This window comes from Pedobacter sp. UBA4863 (assembly GCF_002399615.1).
Taxonomy (GTDB): Bacteria; Bacteroidota; Bacteroidia; order Sphingobacteriales; family Sphingobacteriaceae; genus Pedobacter.
In genome coordinates, this window is sequence record NZ_DHDZ01000036.1 from 111137 (window position 1) to 131460 (window position 20324).

Below are 20324 nucleotides of genomic sequence, written 5' to 3' on the forward strand. Positions count from 1 at the left end.
TTGCGAGTTACAGGCTAAAAAGCACCTATAGCTCGCAACTTGTAAGGTGATTATTCTTCCAAATAACCAAATTTTCCAGTGTTATAATCTTCAATTGCTTGTTGTAATTCTTCGGGTTTGTTCATTAAGAACGGCCCATACTGCGCAATTGGTTCATTAATTGGTTCTCCAGAGAGAAACAACACTACCGAATTTTCATTAGTCTCAATTTCAATTTCACTACCCTCATGCGCAAAATGTACCATCTGATTGGTTGCTGCATGCCCTGTTCCGTTTACCGTAATATTACCTTCTATTACAATTAAGGCAGTGTTGTAGTGCGAATTACTACTTAAAGTAGCCTTTGCACCAGCATTTAACCTAAGGTTATACATTTCGATAGGTGTAAAAGTAGAGGCACTACCCTTAACGCCTTTGTAGTTGCCTGCAATTACTTCTATCGTTCCTTTTTGGTCTGGTAGCTCAAAACTCGCAATTTGGCTATGTGCAATGGCCTGGTATTTTGGGGTGCTCATTTTGTACTTAGCCGGTAGGTTTACCCAAAGCTGCACCATTTGAAATGGCCCACCTTTTTTACTGAAATTTTCTTCGTGATATTCTTTGTGCAAAATACCACTTGCGGCGGTCATCCACTGCACATCTCCTGGATATATTACGCCACTATTGCCCGCACTATCGTGGTGCGCTACAGCACCTTGGTAGGCAATGGTTACGGTTTCAAACCCACGATGCGGGTGTACACCAACACCCTTTGGGCTATTTGTTGGAGAAAACTCGATTTTTGCATTATAATCGAGCAAGTAAAACGGATCCATTTTAATTTTGTATCCGCTTGGGAAGAAATTGTGTACCCTAAACCCATCGCCAACCATGTGGGGCGCTGGTGGGTTTAAAATAGCAGCAACTTTTTTTAGCGTATGCATAATTGCTTCCTTTCTAAATTTAAGCTTGTTTAACAAACTGTAGTTCGCCTAATATTTTTACGTCTTCGCTTACCATTACACCACCAGTTTCTAAAGCGGCATTCCAAGTTAAGCCAAACGCTGTACGGTTAATTTTACCGCTTAAAGTAAAACCTGCCTTGGTATTTCCCCAAGGGTCGGTGGCCATACCGCCAAACTCTGCATTTAGTTTTACAGCTTTAGTTACATCTTTAATGGTTAAATCACCTTTAACAAGATAATCGCTGCCGTCTTTTTCTACGCTGGTAGATTTAAAAGAAAGGGTAGGGTATTTCTCTGCATCAAAGAAATCGCCACTTTTTAAGTGCGCATCTCTATCGCCATTGCCTGTATCGATAGAGTTAATGTCGCCAGAAAAAGAAATGTCGGCATTGGTAAAGTCATCGCCTTCCGAAGTTAGTTCAGCACCGAAAGATTTAATGTTTCCGGTTACGGTGGTAATCATTAAATGTTTTACCTTAAACTGTAAGTCACTGTGGGTTGGGTCTAACGCCCATTTAGTTGTTGCCATAATATTTTATTTTTGTGTTCTTTAAATTTGATAACACAAAGTTATGGCGGCAGGTTTAGTTAAACGTTGATGTATGTTAAGTAATTAATTGGTTCATTAGCTCAATAGTTCATTTGCTTATTGCCCAATCAGTTAACATAATTATCTAAAATGCCTTTTAGCGAGGTCTTTACGTACTCGGCTTAACGATTCTGGTGTAATACCCAAGTAAGAAGCAATCATCCATTGGGGCACACGTAAAGTAAGGTTAGGGTATAACTTAATAAAGTCTAGGTAGCGTTCTTCGGCGGTAGCACTAAGGAGCATATTGATGCGTTGTTGCATAAACCTGATAGAGTTATGCAGCATTTTAATGTTAAGCTCTAAAATATGGGGCAGTAGTTTTTGTATATCAGCAAAGAAATGATTAGGCACAATTAGCACTTCGGTATTTTCTATGGTGTCGATATAAAATACAGACGGTTCGTTAAAAACAGCGCTGTTACGATCAGAAATCATCCAGTTTTCTGGTGCAAACTGAATAATATGCTCCTTGCCCTTTTCGTCTATAGAAAAAGAACGTAAAAGCCCTTCGTTAATAAAGTAGTTGTCCGATCTTAAATCGCCGGGGCTAAGTAAAATTGTCCCCTTTTTGAAGGTTTTACTTTTTAAACAGCTAGTAGCTTCTTTGGCTTGCTCATCAGTAATGGCAAGTCTTTCTTTTAAGTAGGATTGGAAATTTTCTAGCATGTATTACGATTTGGTATCGGGTACTTTACTGAAATCTGCACCACACTTGCCACAGCCTGTAGCACATTGCCCTTTCTTGGGCGAAATGTTGCGATAGACGATTCGTGCTACATAAAATAATGCGGCAACGAAAATGACCATCATTAATATAAACTGAATGTCCATGGTTACAAAGATAAGCTAATTGTATAAAGCTAAATTGTTTAATTGTTGGAAGAGTGTAAAAAGCCGCGCTTCTGGAGAGCGACAGTACTAAATGTTACCAAAACACAACTGTTAATAGGGCGAGCCGTTCATCAACCCTACGGTACCGCCCACCCAATCAAAATCTGCGTTGTAGCGCACGCCAATCATTTTACCACGGCTTAAGCGTGCCAAGTTAATGCAGAGCTGTGGTTCTTCATGATCTGGCCAAAGGTACATTAAGCGCAACTCTGCTTTTACGCCGCCACTAGGCGATTCTACAACAGGTTCGTAATTTACTTTACGTTGCAAAATCCAATTTTCTGGATCTTTAATTGAGGTGATGTCGCTTTTTTTTACATCAATAATTACCCCCATGCCAGCAAAAGAAAACAAGGGTTTTAAAACGTAGTTTTCTAAATCTGATGGGATGCTTTTTACCTCGTGTAAAAATTGGGTTTCGGGAACAAACTTGCTTTTTAAAAAGGGCATGGTGTATTTGCTGATACGATAAAACCAATTTGGATGCGTTATCCATTCTAGGTCTAGTTCTTCACGCGGATCGAAACTATTTTCAAAAACAGCAGTGTTGTCTGCAATTTCATCAAAAATTAAACGGTTGTAAATTCTCTTGATTTGAATTTTTTCGCTGCCTTTTAGGTAAAAAAGCTTTTTGCCTTCTCTTTTAATGTCATCTAAAGAAAGCACTTTAATGCCAATTTTATCGGCAGTTATATAGAAATCGATAACCGTTTTTTGATTAGGGGCATCAATGTCCATCAAAACTACTTCATGTGGTTGATGCTTGCCAACAACTACTTTTTTCAGTAAATCGAAATAGGCTTCTTCGGTTAATCCGTTAAAAAAGGGGGTAAGCTGTTGGTTTAAATGGTAGGCAGATTTATAGGTGTTTGCCAAATGAGCTTGAAAACCATATAATGAAGGAAAGCCTTGCATCTCAATGAGCATTGGTGCGATAGTTCCATTATCAGCTTTGCAAAGTGCAAAATCGAAGGTTAAAAAATGTGGATGATCGTTTTCATTTGGCACCATCCATTTTGGTGGGATGGCGCTTTGGGTAAGTTGCTTAAAATTATCTTGCTTAATTAAAGTAATGATTTCGTTGCCGGCGACAATTAGTTGCTGCTTTAATTCTTCGGAGATGAATATAGGCGATTCTGCTACCCTAAAAGTAATTTCGGGATAACCTTGGCCCAGTTGTTTTAGAAAAGATTGATACTTCTCTTCACTGAAGTTGGCATTAAAGGTTTGTCGGTAATTTTTTATCATGGTAGTGCTATCTTTTTCATACTCCGCCATAACGATTAGGTGCCTAAACTGCTTGTAAGGCATGGATAGCCTCGTCCAAGAAATTAGGCAAAATAATACTTTGTGTAATCATAATTCGTTTTGGGTTTTCTAAACTATCAATCATATCGTGGTATTTTTCCTCACCGTAATTTTTGATGATAATGTTCTTTTTTTCTTCTAATGAAAGATACGTTTTCATGCCAACCGGATCGGCCTCTGGATGGAATTGGGTGCCTGCTACATAAGGAGAAAAGCGAATGGCCATCATACATCGTTCTAAATCTACGTGTGGGCGCTCTTTCTCTATGGCTAATAATTTTGCACCCATTTTATCGAAAGCACTTTGGTTTGGCATTATTACTTGCCAATCTCTGCTATCAACAGCAAAAAATGGGTTGGGTAAGTTTCTAAAAATTGGTTCGTTTTCACCCTGTTCGGTTAATGAAATTGGAAAAATACCAAAGGAGTTAGACTTGCGTTGTGTTACCTGCCCCAAATTATATTTTATACAGGCTAACTGAAAAGAATGGCAAATTAAAAACACATACTTTTTGTGATTGTTAACCAAGTTAAAGTCGTCAATGCTATCTAATAGGTTAAAAAAATTACGTTCCCATTGCTGTCCCTCGCTTTCATGAGGGCTACCGGGGCCACCACTTGAAATGTAAATGTGATAACTCAAATCTGGCACTTCGCCTTTCTGCCTAATGTCAAAAATAGTGACGCTTAGGTTAAGTTGGTTATAAGTTTTGTATCGGTGTAAAATTTCTAATATTCCTCTTAATCCCTGGTTAGGGAATCCGTTATTCATGTCTATAACGGCCACCTTAAATGTATTAATATTGTTCATTTCTTACGTGCCGATTAATGTTTGTGAGGTAACGTAGTCCACTACAGACTGGTAACTTTTTGTTTGTTCGTAAATTGCCAGTTGGCGGTCGGCACCTGTGCCATTGGCGAGTATGGTTTGTACGTATTCTATTTCCTTTCTGCTGCCCAGTTCGTCCACTACGTCATCTACAAAATCTAATAATTCGAGCACCAAATTTCGGCAATTTACTTCCATTTCTTTGCCAAAGTCTATCAAATTTCCGTCAATTCCGTAGCGGGCGGCCCGCCATTTGTTTTCGTTAATGAGCGCCCTGCTGTATGAAATAAAGTTTAAGTTTTGTAAACGTAGCTTATACAGTTTAGCGCATAATGCCTGAAATAATGCCGTAAAAGCCATGGTTTCGTCTATAAGCATGGGGCAATCGCATACCCTAAATTCAATGGTTTGAAAGAAAGGGTGTACCCTAATGTCCCACCATATTTTTTTTGCATTATCAATGCAATTAGTTTTAATTAGCAGGTTTACATAATTATCATAATCTTCAATGCTGTTAAAAATATCAGGAATTCCGGTACGGGGAAATTTATCGAAAATTTTTGTGCGATAAGATTTATAGCCTGTGTTTCTTCCTTCCCAAAAAGGAGAATTGGTAGAAAGTGCAAAAACATGCGGTAAAAAATAACGCACTTGGTTAGCAATATGTATGGCCAGTTCCCTAGATTGGAAACCTACATGAACGTGCAAGCCAAAAATTAAGTTAGATCTGGCCGCTTCCTGTAGTTCGTTTATAATTTCGCTATACCTGGGGTGCTCGGTAATTAACTGTTTTTCCCAATGCGAAAAAGGATGTGTACCAGCGGCTCCAATGCGTAAGCCTTGTTCGCCTGCTAATTCTGCTACGGTTCTTCGCAATTGCGATATTTCTTGTCGGGCTTGTTCGGTATTCCTACAAATTCCGGTTCCAACCTCTACTACCGCCTGGTGCATTTCTGCCTTTACTTGGTCTTTGTGTATTTTCTGTGCAGCTTCTACAATTTTCTGCTCGTGAGAGGTAAGTTCCCGGGTTACAGGATCAACAATCATGTATTCTTCTTCTATCCCTAAGGTAAACTCGTTCATAGATGGGTTTATTTGGTTGGTTTTTTAGCAGTGGTTTTTTGTTTGACCGTAGGTTTGGCTTTTGTTGCGGGTTTGGTGGCGCCAGCTACAAGTGCTGTGCCGGTGGCACTGATTTTTATATAGCTGCCCCAAGTTAAATTGTCTTTGCCAAACTCTTGTGCCAATGCTTTCTCGATGGCGTAGTTGGCGGCGGTTTCTATTACCCATTCAAAATTCTCGGCACCTACACTTTCTAAGCTGGCATCTGGTGCCGGATTGCAAAAATCTATGGCTATGGGTACACCGTTGCGCACAGCAAATTCTACAGTATTAAAATCGTAACCTAAATATTGATTTAACTTTAACGTATATTTTTCAATGGTTTTTAATAGTGCTGCACTAGGTTTTGGCCCATCAACTATATAGCGCAGGTGCTGCGGGTTGTGAGGCTCGTATGGCATAATTCGTACATGTTTGCCGCCAATACAATAACATCTAAAGTATTCTTCAAAAACGATTTCTTCTTGCAGCATCATCACCGTTTGTTGGGTTTCGCTGTGTTTTTCGAAAAACTCTTCTTTGCTGCGTAGTTTGTAAACGTCTTTCCAGCCACCTCCATCAAAAGGTTTCATGTAAGCAGGGAAGCCGGTATAGTCAAATATGGCATCCCAGTCAAATGGCATGATTAAATTACTGAATGAATTTTCGTTGGTATCGTTGGGGTGCTCTCTCGACGGAATTAAGGCTGTTTTGGGTACTGGAACACCAATGTTTTCGGCAAGCGCATTATTAAAGAACTTTTCATCAGCACTCCACCAAAAAGGGTTATTAATTACCGCAGTTCCTCCCATAGCTGCATTTTTTAAGTAAGCCCTATAAAAAGGTACATTTTGCGAAATCCGATCAATAATTACCGCATATACTGGGCTTTCTGCTTGAAAAACTTTATCAATTTTTACAAATTCTGCCCTAACTCCTTTTACTGCCTTTTGGTTTACCCTATCTACAAAAGCTTGCGGAAAAGAGCGCTCTTGTCCAAATAAAATCCCTATCTTCTTCATTCAGCTTGCGTGTTTTTTAAGTAAAAAGTTATAGTTGGTAAATGTATTCCGCAAACATATCCCTCCATATTGGCCAATCGTGGTCTGCATTGGCTCTTAGGTCTAACCAATGGTTAATGTTTTTTTGGAGCAAAATTTCAGATAGTCTTTCGTTGTCTGCCCGGCATATATCTCGATCGCCAGTTCCCAAAACTATTTTCAATTGCCAAAGTTCGGGATTAATATTGTTAGGCAGGTAATCTACGGGGTTGTTAAAGTAAACATCGTTGTTATAAAAACCATCTAACCGGTTTTTAATGTCGAAAGCACCACTCATGCTAAATAAATGGCTTACTGCCCATGGGTGGCGAAAGGTAAAGTTTGCTGCATGGTAACCGCCAAAGCTACAGCCTGCCATAATTACTTTAGCTTTTCCGGTTTCTTTTTGGACCAAGGGCAATAGCTCCTCTAACAAAAACTTATCGTAACAAATGTGGTTTTTAACTCTTTCTGCCGGATGAATGTTTTTGTTGTACCAACTCCAAGCATCTATACTATCAGGGCAATAAATCTTTACTTTACCTTCGTTAATAAAATTTTGTGCCGCATCAATAAGTTTAAAATCTTTGTTTTCATAATAACGCCCCATACTTGTGGGAAAAAGGATAATGGGCTGGCCATCATGTCCAAAAACCAGCGTTTCCATATCCCTTCCTAAGGCAGTGCTATGCCATTTTTGTAATTCTTCTTTCATGGGCCAAATACTTAGATGCTTTAAGATAAGTAAATCATTTTCAACCGCAAAAATATCGCTGATTTTTTTTGACGAGCAAATGAAGTTTAATGGTTGTCTATTTTTGAGATAGTGATATCTTTGCCCCGAATTTTGCAACGCAAAAGACTACTTTCCCCATTACTTTTTATCCCTATTGTTATTAGAACTATCCATCAAATAAACTCGAAATCACTTCAGCGTTCGGTTGAGGTAACGCTGTACCTCCCAGAAAATCTGTTGGGCAACCAAACCATACATTTACTTTTGGTAAACGATGGCCAAGATTTAACCCAAATGAATGTGGAGGGGCATCTTTATAACTTTTATGCAAAGCAAAAAGCAACAACAATAATTACCGTTGGTATAAAAGCAGGCGAAGAGCGTTTATTGGAATATGGCGTGGCCAACAGGCCCGATTTTAAAGATAGGGGAAGTAAGGCAAATTTGCATACGGCTTTTGTTTTACAAGAGCTATTGCCTTTTGTAGCACAACATACCGGCTTAAAGATTAACGGTAAAAAAGCTATTGCGGGTTTTTCTTTAGGTGGACTAACGGCTTTTGACATTGCCTGGCACCATAGCCATGTTTTTGATTTGGTGGGTGTTTTTTCGGGTTCATTTTGGTGGCGTAAAAAAGATTTAGCCGATGGTTATAGCGATGATGACCGTATTTTACATGCCATGATAGCCCAAACCGTCGAAAAGCCGAACCTTAAATTTTGGCTGATGACTGGTACTGAAGATGAAAAAGCAGACCGGAACCATAATTTTATCATCGATTCTATTGACGATACCATTGATGTGGTGAAGGAATTGCTGAAGAAAGGCTATAAGCGCCCTGAAGATATTTTCTACTACGAAATGGTTGGCGGAAGGCACGATGTGCCTACTTGGGATAAAGCATTTCCGAAGTTTTTAGAATGGGCGTTTGCGAAATAAGTGCAGCTGCTGTTGCAGAATTAGCAGGTATAATCGCTATGCCGATTTTAAAGCACAAAAAAATAAAGTCGTACACAATAAACTAAAAGTTCGGGAGTTTATATTACTGAGAGCGTTAATTTAGATGGCGGGGACAAGGTGGTATGCCGAGTCCCCGTTTCTTTTTTATATTAAAAAGCAGGATACAAACGCCCATTCCATAGCGGTCTATTCCAATTGTTTTTTATAATTCTTGCTCTTTTTCCCACATTATAGCGGCCTTATAGCGACTTTATTCCGAGTCTAGTTCGAGTGTGCTTCGCCTTAACTGGCAGTATAAAGGCTAACCTCTTGCACAAGCAATGCCAATAGCTAGTTAAAATTGGGTGTTTTGCCGAACAAACTACCAAGCACATCCAGCAAAGGCTAAAAATAGCACTTGCAACGGCAAAAGAGAGTAGTCAAAAGCGGGGCTAAGCTAACCGAATGGCAATGCAATTGATTTACAAAAGCTTAACATTTTTTTAGACTGGTTTTTACATTAATTTTCAGCTTTTTTTGCTACCTTTGCGCCCTAAAATACAATTCGCATTATATGCAAAAGATAAGAAATATAGCTATTATAGCCCACGTAGATCATGGTAAAACCACCACGGTTGACAAAATTTTACATGCCTGTTCTATTTTTCGTGATAACGAACAGTCTGGAGATTTAATTCTAGATAACAATGATTTAGAACGTGAACGAGGTATTACCATCGTGTCTAAAAACGTTTCGGTAAAATACAAGGATGTTAAAATTAACATTATTGATACGCCTGGTCACGCCGATTTTGGTGGCGAGGTAGAACGTGTGTTAAAAATGGCTGATGGCGTACTTTTGCTATGCGATGCTTTTGAAGGCGCCATGCCTCAAACGCGTTTTGTAACACAAAAGGCTTTGGCCTTAGGTTTAAAACCAATTGTGGTGGTAAACAAAGTTGATAAAGAAAACTGCCGCCCAGAAGAAGTTTACGAGCAAATTTTTGAGCTGTTCTTTAACTTAGAAGCTACAGAAGAGCAATTAGACTTTCCGGTAATTTACGGTTCGTCTAAAAACGGTTGGATGAGTACCGATTATACCAAACCAACGGATAATTTTTTCCCATTATTAGATGCCATTGTAGAACACATTCCTGCTGCACCTATTAACGAGGGTACCTTGCAAATGCAGATCACTTCATTAGATTACTCTTCTTTTGTAGGCCGTATTGCCATTGGCCGCGTACACCGTGGTACAATTAAAGAGAACCAACCGATAACGTTAATTAAACGCGACGGTAAATTGGTAAAATCTAGAGTAAAAGAACTATATACTTTCGAAGGTTTAGGTAAAGTTAGAACCACAGAAGTTAGCTCTGGCGATATTTGTGCGGTTGTAGGTATCGATGGTTTTGATATTGGTGATACTATCGCTGATTTTGAAGCACCAGAACAACTACCGGTAATTAGCATTGATGAGCCAACAATGAACATGTTGTTCACCATCAATAACTCACCTTTCTTCGGTAAAGAAGGTAAATTGGTTACCTCTCAACGTATCAAAGATCGTTTGATGAAGGAAATGGAAAAAAACCTGGCCTTAAAAGTGGTAGAAACCGAAGGTGCAGATTCGTGGTTAGTGTATGGTCGTGGTATTCTCCATTTATCAGTATTGATCGAAACCATGCGTCGTGAAGGTTACGAGCTACAAGTAGGGCAGCCGCAGGTAATTGTTAAAGAAATTGATGGTAAAAAGCACGAGCCAATAGAAACTTTAATTGTTGATGTACCGGGCGATGTTGCAGGTAAAGTAATAGAGTTGGTAACACAACGTAAGGGCGAGTTGTTAATTATGGAACCAAAAGGCGATTTACAGCACTTAGAGTTTGAAATCCCTTCGCGTGGTATTATCGGTTTGCGTAACAACGTATTAACCGCTACCGCTGGCGAGGCCATTATGGCACACCGTTTCAAAGCTTACGAGCCTTGGAAAGGCACCATTCCTGGTCGTTTAAATGGTGTATTAATTTCTATGGATAAAGGAATGACTACCGCTTATTCTATTGATAAATTGCAAGATAGAGGTCGTTTCTTTGTAGATCCAGGCGTAGATATTTACGAAGGACAAATTTTAGGAGAGCATATCCGCGATAACGATTTGGTAATTAACGTTGTTAAAGGAAAAGCATTAACCAACATGCGTGCTTCTGGATCTGATGATAACGTTCGTATTGCACCAGCGATTAAATTTTCATTAGAAGAGGCTATGGAATATATCCAAGCAGATGAATATATTGAGGTAACTCCTGCGAGTATGCGTTTACGTAAAATCTATTTAACAGAGAACGAACGTAAAGTAAAAGGTAAAGCTTTTCAGTCGTAATTGATTGTATGCTAGCATAGTAAATTCGGAAAATTGAAATTAATTGTTTAACTTTAATTGTCCGAGACAAAGGAGAATTTACAAAGCCCTCCCGATATAAAAAAATCGGGAGGGCTTTTGTTTTTTAAGGGTTAAACTTTACTGTAATTGTGAGCTGTGTTCTTGTTGGAATTCCATTTTCCATACCGGGGTTCCAACGCTTAAGCTTAGACACAACTCTTAGTGCCTCTTTCTTGGTGCCATAGCCTAAGTCATCTACAGCTTTTAATTGACTTAAACTACCGTCCATTTCTACTACAGCATTAATTACAATTGTACCCTTAATGTGCTTATTGGTCAAATTAGCATAATTGATATTATCCGTGATAAACTGATTTAACTTTTCTTCTCCACCCGGATAGACAGGTGGATACTTCAATTCTTTTTTCTGATATATTTTTATTGGCTCCGGGTTTTTAAAAGGATGTTCTGGGCGAAATGAAATAGGGATTCGATAATCCGTTCTTACAGGTTTGCCATTTTCGATACCTGGTTTCCATTTGGGGCTTAAATTTAAAACTCTGATGGCTTCCTCATCCGTACCATAACCTAAACCTCGTTCAACTTTTGCACTACTTAAACGACCGTCTTTTTCAATTACGAAAGATACATATACCTCACCTTGTACTTGGTTTTTAATTGCCGCTTTAAGATAGGTAACATTAGCTTTAATAAATTTGATAAAGCCCCTGTAATCGTCATTCGGATAAACGGGAGGGTTTCTCATGTAAATCCAATGGTGCAAAGTGTTTTCTTCGCAATATTTGTGCGGGGCAGATGGGTCACAAAGTGCGGGATCTCCAGCATAAATTCCTAACTCTGGCAAATCGATGTAACTAGAATGTACCGTAACTTCAGGATTGATAATTGTCGTCACCACATTATGGATACGAAAATGAATAGGCAAACCATAAAATCCATTTTTTAAATCTTTGGTCTCAAAGCCTTTAAAGGCTCTTATAATCTCACTTTTAAAATCGATATTAAGTTTTGGCGCAATGGAAAGCAAAGTGATTTTGCTATTGTTCACCTTAAAATAAGCAATGGTATTTCCTTGAATATAGGAGCGCTCTGCTTTGTCTGGGTATTTAATTGTGGTAAAAAGATGTCGCTGCAGGTCTATTGCATATGGGTCTCCTGGCTTTATACGGATATTTCTAGGACGCTGGGCAAAAGTATCTACTCCTAATACTAAAGCTACAATAGTTAGAAGAAGTAGTTTATGGCACAAGGAGTTTATCATTAGTAATTTCTCTAGAAGATGTAAGCCCCTACATTATTCCATAAACTATCCGTAAGTTATTACTTACGAATAGTTAAAAGGCTGTTAAGGCTAAACTTAATAGGAATATTATAGCTTACCCTAACGGCCTTATTATCTAAAACTCCTGGTTCCCATTTTGGACTGAGCTTTAAAACTCGCTCTGCTTCTTCGTTAGTTCCAAAACCTAATCCCCTAACTGTTTTAACATTGTTTACTGATCCATCTTCTTCTATTGTAAAAGATACAAAAACGGTTCCTTGTATATTTTCCTTTTTAGCTTGCTCTGGATATTTGATATTCTCTGTCAGAAATTTATATAATTGAGGCATACCTCCCGGAAATTTTGGAGGATTTTTCATAGAAACAAAAGAATAGATTTTATTTTCATCTGTAGTTTGCTGAGCTTTGCTTACGCTAAAACTTAGTAGGGTAACCAAGATGGTTAGTAGGCGTGTTTTCATGCTAAGTTTTAATTTTCTTTTTGTTTTACCACCACCTCTTTTAAGCCACGTTTGGTAGTAATTTCTATAACACCATTTTTTGCTTTTTCGCTGTACTTTTTCACCAAAGAAAGTTCTTTCAGCACACGAATAGATTCTATGTCTGACGGGTCGATGTCTTTTAGTTCGTCATTTTCTAAAACTTTTCCGTCCAAAACATAAAGAGGCGCTTTTTCGGGGTCGTATTCAACTCCGCTAAGAGATAATGATAAACCTTTTTTAGGTTTCAATGTTAAGGTGTTGTTTGTGGCTTTGTTTAAGGCAAATTTGATAGGGAGGTTGTATTTCACTCGAACAGGTTTTTCTAAGTGTAATCCTGGGTTCCATCTTCTGCTTAATTTTAGCACACGTACAGCCTCTTCGTCTGTACCAAAACCTAGTTTTCTATCCACTTTAATGTCTGATATTGAGCCATCTTTTTCTACCACAAATGATACAAATACATGACCTTGTATTTGTTGTTTAGCAGCTTCCTCTGGGTATTTAATAGTTGCGCCTAGAAATTTATAAAATTCAGCTATACCTCCCGGATAGGTTGGGGGAGTTTCTAAAGAAACAAAACTATATATTTTATCTTCTTCATTAACTTTAGCGTAGCCCATAATGGTAATAGGGTTTAAGCCATTGTAGCCTGGTTTTACCGTGCCGGTAGCATTTTCGTTTAAAACCCGTGTGTACGATCCACTAAGCCTAAATTCAAATTTCATGCTGTACTTGCCATCGGCTAAGCCACCTTGGTTGTATTTGGTTAGTACGGCAGAAACTTCTTCATCGGCTCCATAACCCAATTTTGGCTCAATAGTAATGTTTTTTAATAATTTGTTTTCTACTGTAAAATAGGCCACTAAATTACCTTGTACGTTACTGTTCGAAGCATTAATAGGATATTTGATGTTGTTGCCTAAAAATTTATAGAAGGGCTCGGTGTCTGTGCTCGTTTCTATTGTTGTTTTTGGAGTTATAAATTTAACTTTGGTTTCAACGGATTTAGCTTCGGTTTTCTTTTCTTTAGGGGCTTCTAGCACTTCGGCTACTACATCTTTTATCTCTTCAATTTGTATTTTTTCTGAGGCTGCCAAAAGCTGGTTGTTCTTTTTTATTGTTGCCGATGATAACATTAATGCAGCAGCAAAAAGTGGTACGAAAATGCCATATTTTAGAATGGCCGTTTTCCTTGATCTTTCTTTGTATAACATGAAAATTCTTTTTTTGATCATCGATTTTTTAAAGAAACCATTAGTAAGTGTATTGGTGTTTACACCAAATGCTTGGTTAAGCAATAACATCGAATAAGCTTCCTTATCGCCTTGGAATTTAGCGGCGGCTTCGTCGGCCAAATATTCGTGGATGTTTTTTACCGTTTCCTTGTATAAATAGATGATGGGGTTAAACCATGTAATAATTCCGATGAGCTCAAAAAAAATGATGTCGGCCGTGTGCAATTGCTTGATATGGATATCTTCATGATGGTTTACGGTAGCTGCTTCGGGCAAATGCGGGCTTACAACTTTCTTGTTCCAAAACGAAAAAGCTAGGCCACTTTTAATGCCCTTAAATAGCTTTTTTACTTTTAGCAATTGCATTGCAAAGCGGATTAAAAAGAATGTTGCACCCGCTACATAAAGCAACGCTATAAAGGTACCCCAATGCCATTGTTGTTCAACTTCTGGCATTACAACGGTACTTATCATTTCGTTAATTTGCCCTACCTGTACGTAAATTTGCTGACTGATTTCTTGCTTGCTGAACCAATCTATTTGCATAAACGGAATGGCAAGTGAAAAAATACCCGAACAGATTAAATATATCCTGTTTAGCACAAAATAGGTTTCTTGGGAAAGCAAAAGCCTATAAAAGGCATAGAAAACTACCAAGTAGATATTTACCTGCAATAAATAATGCGACCAACTCATTTCGGTTTGTTTTTAAATTTGTTAATCATTTTTAAGATCTCATCAACATCACTTAGGTCGAGTTTTTCTTCTTTTACGAAGAAGGAGAACATGCTCTCTACCGAGTTTTCGAAATAGTTGCCTAGCAGTTTTTCGGTAGCATGTCTTTTGTACGCTTCCTTAGAAATTAAAGGATGATATTTGTGCGACTTGCCAAAGGCCTCGTGACCAATAAAGCTCTTCACTTCCAAAATTCGGATGATGGTAGAAACGGTATTGTAGGCTGGTTTAGGTTCGGGCAAACAATCGATAACTTCTTTTACAAAAGCGCTCTCCAATTGCCATAAAACTTGCATTATTTGCTCTTCTGCTCTAGTTAAATCTTTAATTTCCATTGTAATGTTTTTAAATTTAGGCTTTGCAACGCCTTATTGTATGTTAGATATCTAAATCTAATATATAACTAATTATTTAGTTTTAAAAATATTTAATGATTTTTTTCAATGAGCCATAGTGCTTATCCTGATTAGGAGATACACCGATTTATTGCCAATAATCAAAATACCAATAAACAATTAACCAAAGTTTTCGCTATCATTGGGTAAATAATCTGTATATGAAAATAGCTTTTCACGGTGCGGCAAGAAATGTAACGGGCAGTAAACATTTGCTTACGCTTAATAATGGAACTAAAATTTTGTTAGATTGTGGCATGTTCCAAGGTATGGGGCAGGAAACAGAAGAACTGAACGAAAACTTTGGATTTAACGCATCGGAAGTTGATATTTTGGTGCTTTCTCATGCGCATATCGATCATAGCGGGCTAATTCCGCGTTTGGTGGCACAGGGCTTTAAAGGCAAAATTTACAGCACAGCAGCTACAAAAGAGCTGGCTAAAATCTTATTGTTAGATTCGGCTAAAATTCAGGCAGGCGATTTAAAGTACAAAAACAAAAAACTGGCAAAAAGAGGGCTGCCCTTAGAAAAGGCCCTGTATGAAGACGGAGATGTGCTAACAGCAATGTCGTTTTTTGAAGTGATAGCTTATGAAAAGGAAGTAAGTATTGCCAACGGCGTTACTTTACAGTTTATAGATGCGGGGCATATTATTGGCAGTGCTTCGGTACATCTTTGCATCAACGAAAACGGAAAAACAACTCGGTTAAGCTTTAGTGGTGATGTGGGCCAGTATGGTGATTTGTTATTGCGGCCGCCACAGCCGTTTATGCAAGCTGATTATGTTTTGCTGGAATCTACTTATGGTGATAAATTGCACCAGGATGCACAGCCTACCGAACAGGCTTTGCTAGATATAGTGATTAGAACTTGTGTAGAGAAGAAAGGTAAAGTAATTATTCCTGCATTTAGCGTAGGCAGAACACAAGAGATTTTGTATGTGCTCAACAATTTAGATTTAGAAGGGCGTTTGCCAAAAGTGAACGTATATGTAGATAGCCCGCTTTCTGCAAAGGCTACGCAAATTGTAGAGAACCATGCCGAAGGGTTTAATAATGACGTTTTGGATATCATGAAAATAGATGATAATCCGTTTGATTTTAATAGACTGCATTATGTAGAAAGTGCAGAAGAATCGATGGCACTCAATGCGCACCCAGCCCCTTGTATCATTATTTCGGCATCGGGAATGGCCGAAGCCGGCAGGGTGAAGCACCACATTAAAAATTGCATTGGCGATGCGAAACATACTATTCTATTGGTGGGTTACTGCGAGCCTAATTCGTTAGGCGGAAGGTTAAAAAACGGAGCAAAAGAGGTGAGTATTTTTGGCGATAGATTTACCGTTCATGCAGAAGTAGCTAGCATACAATCTATGAGCGCACATGGCGACTATAACGATTTGTTACAGTTTTTATCCTGCCAAGATGCTGCTAAGGTAAAAAAACTATTTTTGGTACACGGAGAATATGAGGTGCAATTAAATTTTAGGGAAAAACTAAATGCTGCTGGTTTTGCAAATGTAGAAATTCCAAGTAGGCACCAGTCTTTTGATTTATAATTTAAGAATTAGGGCAGTTGTTTTGTGCTAATAAATAAAAAACCAACTAAAACAACCTAGATTTATTGGGTGTTTTAGTTGGTTTAAAGTAGATTTTACTTATTTATTAGTTTCTCGGAGCAACTGGTTTGGGTAGCTCTTTACGAGGGATTTTCTCTGTACGCTCTGAAGTGTGATATACAAATGAAGCAATGATGGTCGCTGATTTTTTTAGGTCATCTTCTACCAATCTATCGTAGGTGTCTTGGTTGGTGTGGTGCGTACGGGTATTGTAATCCATTGGGTCTTGGATGAACTGGAAGCCAGGTAAACCTACTGCATCGTAAGCTTGGTGGTCTGTACCGCCAGTGTTATTCATGGTTACCGTTTTAGCGCCTAAATCTGCAAATGGGTTTAACCAAGATTGAAAAATATCTTTTGCACCAGCGTTGCCTTGTAAATAAATACCACGAACAGCGCCTGTACCATTATCAAGGTTATAATAAGCGCTTAACTTGCCATGCTCTGGCAACAGTTCCATTTTAGCAGGGTCTGCAAAGTGCTGCTTTACATAACCTCTAGAGCCGTGTAAACCTTGCTCTTCGGCATCCCAAAGTGCAATTCTAATGGTTCTTTTTGGTTTAAAATCAATAGCTTTTAGAATACGCATTACCTCAATCATTACAATAGAGCCAGCAGCGTTATCTGTAGCCCCAGTGCCCGAGTGCCACGAATCGAAGTGCCCGCCAATCATTACAATTTCTTCTTTTAGCTTTTTATCGGTACCCGGAATTTCGGCAATTACGTTATAGCCTTTAGGATCTTGGTCGTAAAAAGTAGTTTTCACTTCTGCTTCTACTTCTACTTTTTGGCCACCACGTAACAAACGTAAAATGTGCAAGAAATCTTCGGCAGATACTTCTAGTTCTGGTGCTACGGGTTTTGCATCCATAGCGTAAGAAGCGCCATTGCTAGTAAAGAAAGTGCCGTAATTGCCCCGTGCGTAGGTTAAAATTAGGCCAACTTTTTCTTGTAACAGCATTTCGTTAATGGCAGCTCTGTTTTGACGCATACGCATCATCATTGCCATTTGGTTGTTGCCACCACGTCCACCTGGGCGTCCTTGTCTTGGTGCGGCAGGGGCAGCATCAGCCATCTCTGCTAACTTCTCATCTGTATAACGAACTACATCTGGCGTATAAGAGTTTTTTAAAGGTTGCACCATTACCGATTCTATCACTACTATTTTGCCAGTTAACTTACCTTTGTATTTATCTAAATCGGTTACCGTATCGGCCTTAATTAATACCACTTCAGATTTGATAGGGCCGTTGGTGCCTGGGGTCCAAGCTTTCGGATAACCAATTATTGGTCTGTAAAAAGGGACTGTAGTAGCGGCATAATACCTTTCTACAGACCAGCCCTTGCCAAAATTGCCCCAACTTTCTTGCTTTACATTTTTAAGCCCCATATCGGTTAGGTACTTCACAGCCCAATCTCTGCCGCGTTTTATGCCTGGCGAGTTTGCCAAACGAGGGCCAATTACATCGGTAATTTGAAAGGCGTGCTGCATTACTTTAGAGTTTTCCAAGCCTTCTTTTCTAATTTTTTGAACTGCATCGGCATTAACGGGTTCTTGTGCAAAGGCACTAAAAGAAAACGCCAACGCTAATGCGCCAATGGTAAATTTCTTTATCATAAATAATTTATTTGGGTTTAATAATATTATTTGAATTTACCTTTAAAGATAAATAGTTGTAGCTATATATTCAGAATTTTACAAGCGAAACAACATAAAAAAAAGACGGTAACTAGCCGCCTTCTTTAAATGAACTAAATAGATTTTATTTAATGTTTCTTTTTAATAGGATAAAGTAGCCTATGATAAATAGGGCAACCGCAAAAATTAAACTTACCCAAACTTCTTGTGTAAAAATAGGCAAGTCCTCTGGTCGGGTGTTTTTGGTGCCTTTTGCTGCTCTTAATGCTAGGGCTGGGTCGCAGTAAGGAATTAAATAGGCGTATTTCCATCCTACGTTTGCGGTAATCATACCTGCTATGGTACCTATAAAGCCTATTCCCATGGGCTTTAAGAAATCTGCCCAAATTAGGCTTAATACAAATTGTATAGAAAGTATGCCCATTGATGCTAAAAATAGCTTGCCGTAAAATCTACTCAGTAAAACGACCGGACTGTAATCGTTAAACGTATATTTTGGAATTAATACTTGTAACAAGTGCCCGCTAACATAGGTGAGCAAAGGAAAAAGCAGGACGCATATTAGCAAGAGCATTACTGCATAAAGATATTTTGCGGCATAAATAGCAAATTTGTTTAATGGCTGCGAGAATAAGGTTTTCCATGTATCGTTCTTATGTTCGATATTGTTTACCGAAAAAGCCATAAACATAACGTAGAAAGGCAAAATTAGCATGCCCATTACATTAAGCGAAGCACTGCTGTACCGATACCAAAGCATCATACCGGCATAGTTGTATTTTAAGATTTTTGTAGAATTGGTATAGTAGCCAAATGCAATTAGCCCGCAGATTACTACAGGAAGTATAATGGCAGCCCAAAAAGCTAAGGTTTTGCGAGATTTATAAAACTCGGAAATGAAGGATAGGTATAGGGAACGCATAGGCTTGGTTGTTTGGTTTGTGGTTGGTTATTTTGTGGTTCTACGCCCTTTATTAATGGTATATTGTTTGGTAATTGGGGTTTGATGGTTAATTCTTGGAAGTGATAGCCAAGAACAAATGTTCTAGGTCGTTCTTCTCGGGAGCTATGCTATAAACTGTAACGCCATTTTTTACCAGAAGGCTGTTGAAGTTGCCCATATTGGCTTTGCCGGTATAAGTAATGTTAATGGTTCCTTCTTTTTCGCTAACAATTTCGGCACCGTTTCGGGTTAATATATTTGCAGCAGTAGCATGGTCGTCCACTTCTATTTTGATAGCGGGCTTGCTTAACTCGTGTAGTTCGTTAATGGTTCCCTGAAAAAGCAATGCTCCTTTATTAATGATGCCTACATGAGTGGCAGTTCTTTCAATTTCTGCTAGTAAATGGCTCGAAACCAATATTGTTTTGCCGTGTTTACTGGTTAATTCAACCATTAAATTTCTTATTTCGATAATCCCATTGGGGTCTAAGCCATTGGTAGGTTCGTCAAGCAATAGTAATTCGGGATCAGCAATTAAGGCCAAGGCAATGCCTAAGCGTTGTTTCATGCCTAAAGAGTACTTGCCCGCTTTTTTATTAGCAGCTTCGGTTAAGCCTACCAAAGCCAGCATTTCGGTTGCTTTACGCTTGTCTATCCCTAAAAGAATACAGCGGTTAACCAGGTTTTCTTTGCCCGTAAGATGTGCGTAAATGGCTGGTTGTTCTACCAAAGAACCCATTTGCCTTAAACAAGCGGTGCGGTTGCTGTTTAGTTCTTTGCCAAATATAAAGATGGTATCTGAGGAGGATTGTAAAAGATTAAGCAACAACTTAATGGTAGTGGTTTTGCCAGCACCATTTGGGCCTAAAAAGCCATAGATGCTTCCTTTAGGTATTTGTAAAGCTAAATCTTTAATAACGGTTTGCGAGCCAAAATGATGATTTAGCCCAACAGTTTCTATGGCAAACCTGCTCATCCTTATTTTAGGATTACGGTTGCAGCTTCAACAATAGTTGCAGTTTTTGAAGTAGTTGTAGTTTTTACTACAGTTTCTTCGTTGCTGTTGTTACCGTTTATAGTAAAAGTAAATAACATTACCATAAATACTGGAACTAATAAAAGTAAGAATGGCGATACGTTGGTTAACTTTTTCATAATCTGTTGTTTTAATTTAATGGTCATGAAGCTATCGAGCGTTTTTCTGGAG

20 protein-coding genes are annotated in these 20324 nt (G+C 38.6%); 3 read left to right on the forward strand and 17 right to left on the reverse strand.

From position 1 onward, the window contains the following. Positions 1-50: 50 nt before the first annotated feature. The 9 genes from B3I52_RS08900 to B3I52_RS08940 all read right to left on the reverse strand — a co-directional run bounded on the left by B3I52_RS08900 (position 51) and on the right by B3I52_RS08940 (position 7420). Positions 51-923, reverse strand: coding sequence for a pirin family protein (locus B3I52_RS08900; RefSeq protein WP_293300477.1), 873 nt, complete (start codon positions 921-923; stop codon positions 51-53). Between the two features lie 19 nt (positions 924-942). Continuing rightward, a complete protein-coding gene (locus B3I52_RS08905; RefSeq protein ID WP_293300478.1) occupies positions 943-1473 on the reverse strand; it encodes a YceI family protein in 531 nt (176 codons plus the stop codon). A gap of 141 nt (positions 1474-1614) precedes the next feature. Further along, a complete protein-coding gene (locus tag B3I52_RS08910; RefSeq protein ID WP_293300479.1) occupies positions 1615-2202 on the reverse strand; it encodes a Crp/Fnr family transcriptional regulator in 588 nt (195 codons plus the stop codon). A 3-nt stretch (positions 2203-2205) separates the two neighbouring features. Beyond that, positions 2206-2346, reverse strand: coding sequence for a FeoB-associated Cys-rich membrane protein (locus B3I52_RS08915; RefSeq protein ID WP_293300480.1), 141 nt, complete (start codon positions 2344-2346; stop codon positions 2206-2208). A 132-nt stretch (positions 2347-2478) separates the two neighbouring features. Further along, the gene (locus B3I52_RS08920; RefSeq protein WP_293300482.1) at positions 2479-3705 is read right to left on the reverse strand and encodes a hypothetical protein; all 1227 of its coding nucleotides are present in this window, start codon (positions 3703-3705) and stop codon (positions 2479-2481) included. Between the two features lie 13 nt (positions 3706-3718). Continuing rightward, positions 3719-4546, reverse strand: coding sequence for a type 1 glutamine amidotransferase (locus B3I52_RS08925; protein ID WP_293300483.1), 828 nt, complete (start codon positions 4544-4546; stop codon positions 3719-3721). A gap of 3 nt (positions 4547-4549) precedes the next feature. Next, complete coding sequence (locus B3I52_RS08930; RefSeq protein ID WP_293300485.1) at positions 4550-5647, reverse strand: carboxylate-amine ligase; 1098 nt, start codon at positions 5645-5647, stop codon at positions 4550-4552. A gap of 8 nt (positions 5648-5655) precedes the next feature. Then, positions 5656-6687, reverse strand: coding sequence for an ATP-grasp domain-containing protein (locus B3I52_RS08935; RefSeq protein ID WP_293300487.1), 1032 nt, complete (start codon positions 6685-6687; stop codon positions 5656-5658). Positions 6688-6715: 28 nt separating this feature from the next. Next, positions 6716-7420 (reverse strand): esterase family protein, encoded by a 705-nt coding sequence (locus B3I52_RS08940; protein WP_293300489.1) that lies wholly within the window; start codon positions 7418-7420, stop codon positions 6716-6718. 132 nt (positions 7421-7552) lie between these two features. Here B3I52_RS08940 and B3I52_RS08945 point away from each other — a divergent pair, with 132 nt between their 5' ends. Further along, positions 7553-8380 (forward strand): alpha/beta hydrolase, encoded by an 828-nt coding sequence (locus tag B3I52_RS08945; protein ID WP_293300490.1) that lies wholly within the window; start codon positions 7553-7555, stop codon positions 8378-8380. 574 nt (positions 8381-8954) lie between these two features. Next, the gene (gene typA / locus B3I52_RS08950; protein WP_293300491.1) at positions 8955-10763 is read left to right on the forward strand and encodes a translational GTPase TypA; all 1809 of its coding nucleotides are present in this window, start codon (positions 8955-8957) and stop codon (positions 10761-10763) included. A gap of 124 nt (positions 10764-10887) precedes the next feature. Here the strand turns inward: typA and B3I52_RS08955 are convergent, their stop codons facing one another. Genes B3I52_RS08955 through B3I52_RS08970 form a run of 4 tightly spaced genes read right to left on the reverse strand, consistent with a single transcriptional unit; the run spans position 10888 to position 14853 of the window. Further along, positions 10888-12045 (reverse strand): TonB family protein, encoded by a 1158-nt coding sequence (locus tag B3I52_RS08955; RefSeq protein ID WP_293300492.1) that lies wholly within the window; start codon positions 12043-12045, stop codon positions 10888-10890. A 59-nt stretch (positions 12046-12104) separates the two neighbouring features. After that, positions 12105-12527, reverse strand: coding sequence for an energy transducer TonB (locus B3I52_RS08960; protein WP_293300494.1), 423 nt, complete (start codon positions 12525-12527; stop codon positions 12105-12107). Between the two features lie 8 nt (positions 12528-12535). Next, positions 12536-14479: a M56 family metallopeptidase gene (locus B3I52_RS08965; protein WP_293300496.1), complete on the reverse strand. Its 1944-nt coding sequence runs from the start codon at positions 14477-14479 to the stop codon at positions 12536-12538. Then, positions 14476-14853: a BlaI/MecI/CopY family transcriptional regulator gene (locus B3I52_RS08970; RefSeq protein WP_293300498.1), complete on the reverse strand. Its 378-nt coding sequence runs from the start codon at positions 14851-14853 to the stop codon at positions 14476-14478. Before B3I52_RS08970 ends, B3I52_RS08965 begins: the two co-directional genes overlap by 4 nt. Positions 14854-15074: 221 nt before the next feature. Between B3I52_RS08970 and B3I52_RS08975 the strand changes: the two genes are divergently transcribed. Continuing rightward, entirely contained in the window at positions 15075-16475 is a 1401-nt protein-coding gene (locus B3I52_RS08975; RefSeq protein WP_293300500.1) for an MBL fold metallo-hydrolase RNA specificity domain-containing protein, read from the forward strand. A 106-nt stretch (positions 16476-16581) separates the two neighbouring features. Here B3I52_RS08975 and B3I52_RS08980 read toward each other — a convergent pair whose 3' ends face one another. The 4 genes from B3I52_RS08980 to B3I52_RS08995 form a co-directional block, all read right to left on the reverse strand. Next, positions 16582-18153: a M28 family metallopeptidase gene (locus B3I52_RS08980; RefSeq protein WP_293300502.1), complete on the reverse strand. Its 1572-nt coding sequence runs from the start codon at positions 18151-18153 to the stop codon at positions 16582-16584. Between the two features lie 145 nt (positions 18154-18298). Next, positions 18299-19096 (reverse strand): ABC transporter permease, encoded by a 798-nt coding sequence (locus tag B3I52_RS08985; RefSeq protein WP_293300504.1) that lies wholly within the window; start codon positions 19094-19096, stop codon positions 18299-18301. An 88-nt stretch (positions 19097-19184) separates the two neighbouring features. Beyond that, positions 19185-20093: an ABC transporter ATP-binding protein gene (locus B3I52_RS08990; RefSeq protein WP_293300506.1), complete on the reverse strand. Its 909-nt coding sequence runs from the start codon at positions 20091-20093 to the stop codon at positions 19185-19187. Between the two features lie 2 nt (positions 20094-20095). Beyond that, positions 20096-20272: a hypothetical protein gene (locus B3I52_RS08995; RefSeq protein ID WP_293300508.1), complete on the reverse strand. Its 177-nt coding sequence runs from the start codon at positions 20270-20272 to the stop codon at positions 20096-20098. Between the last annotated feature and the right edge of the window lie 52 nt (positions 20273-20324).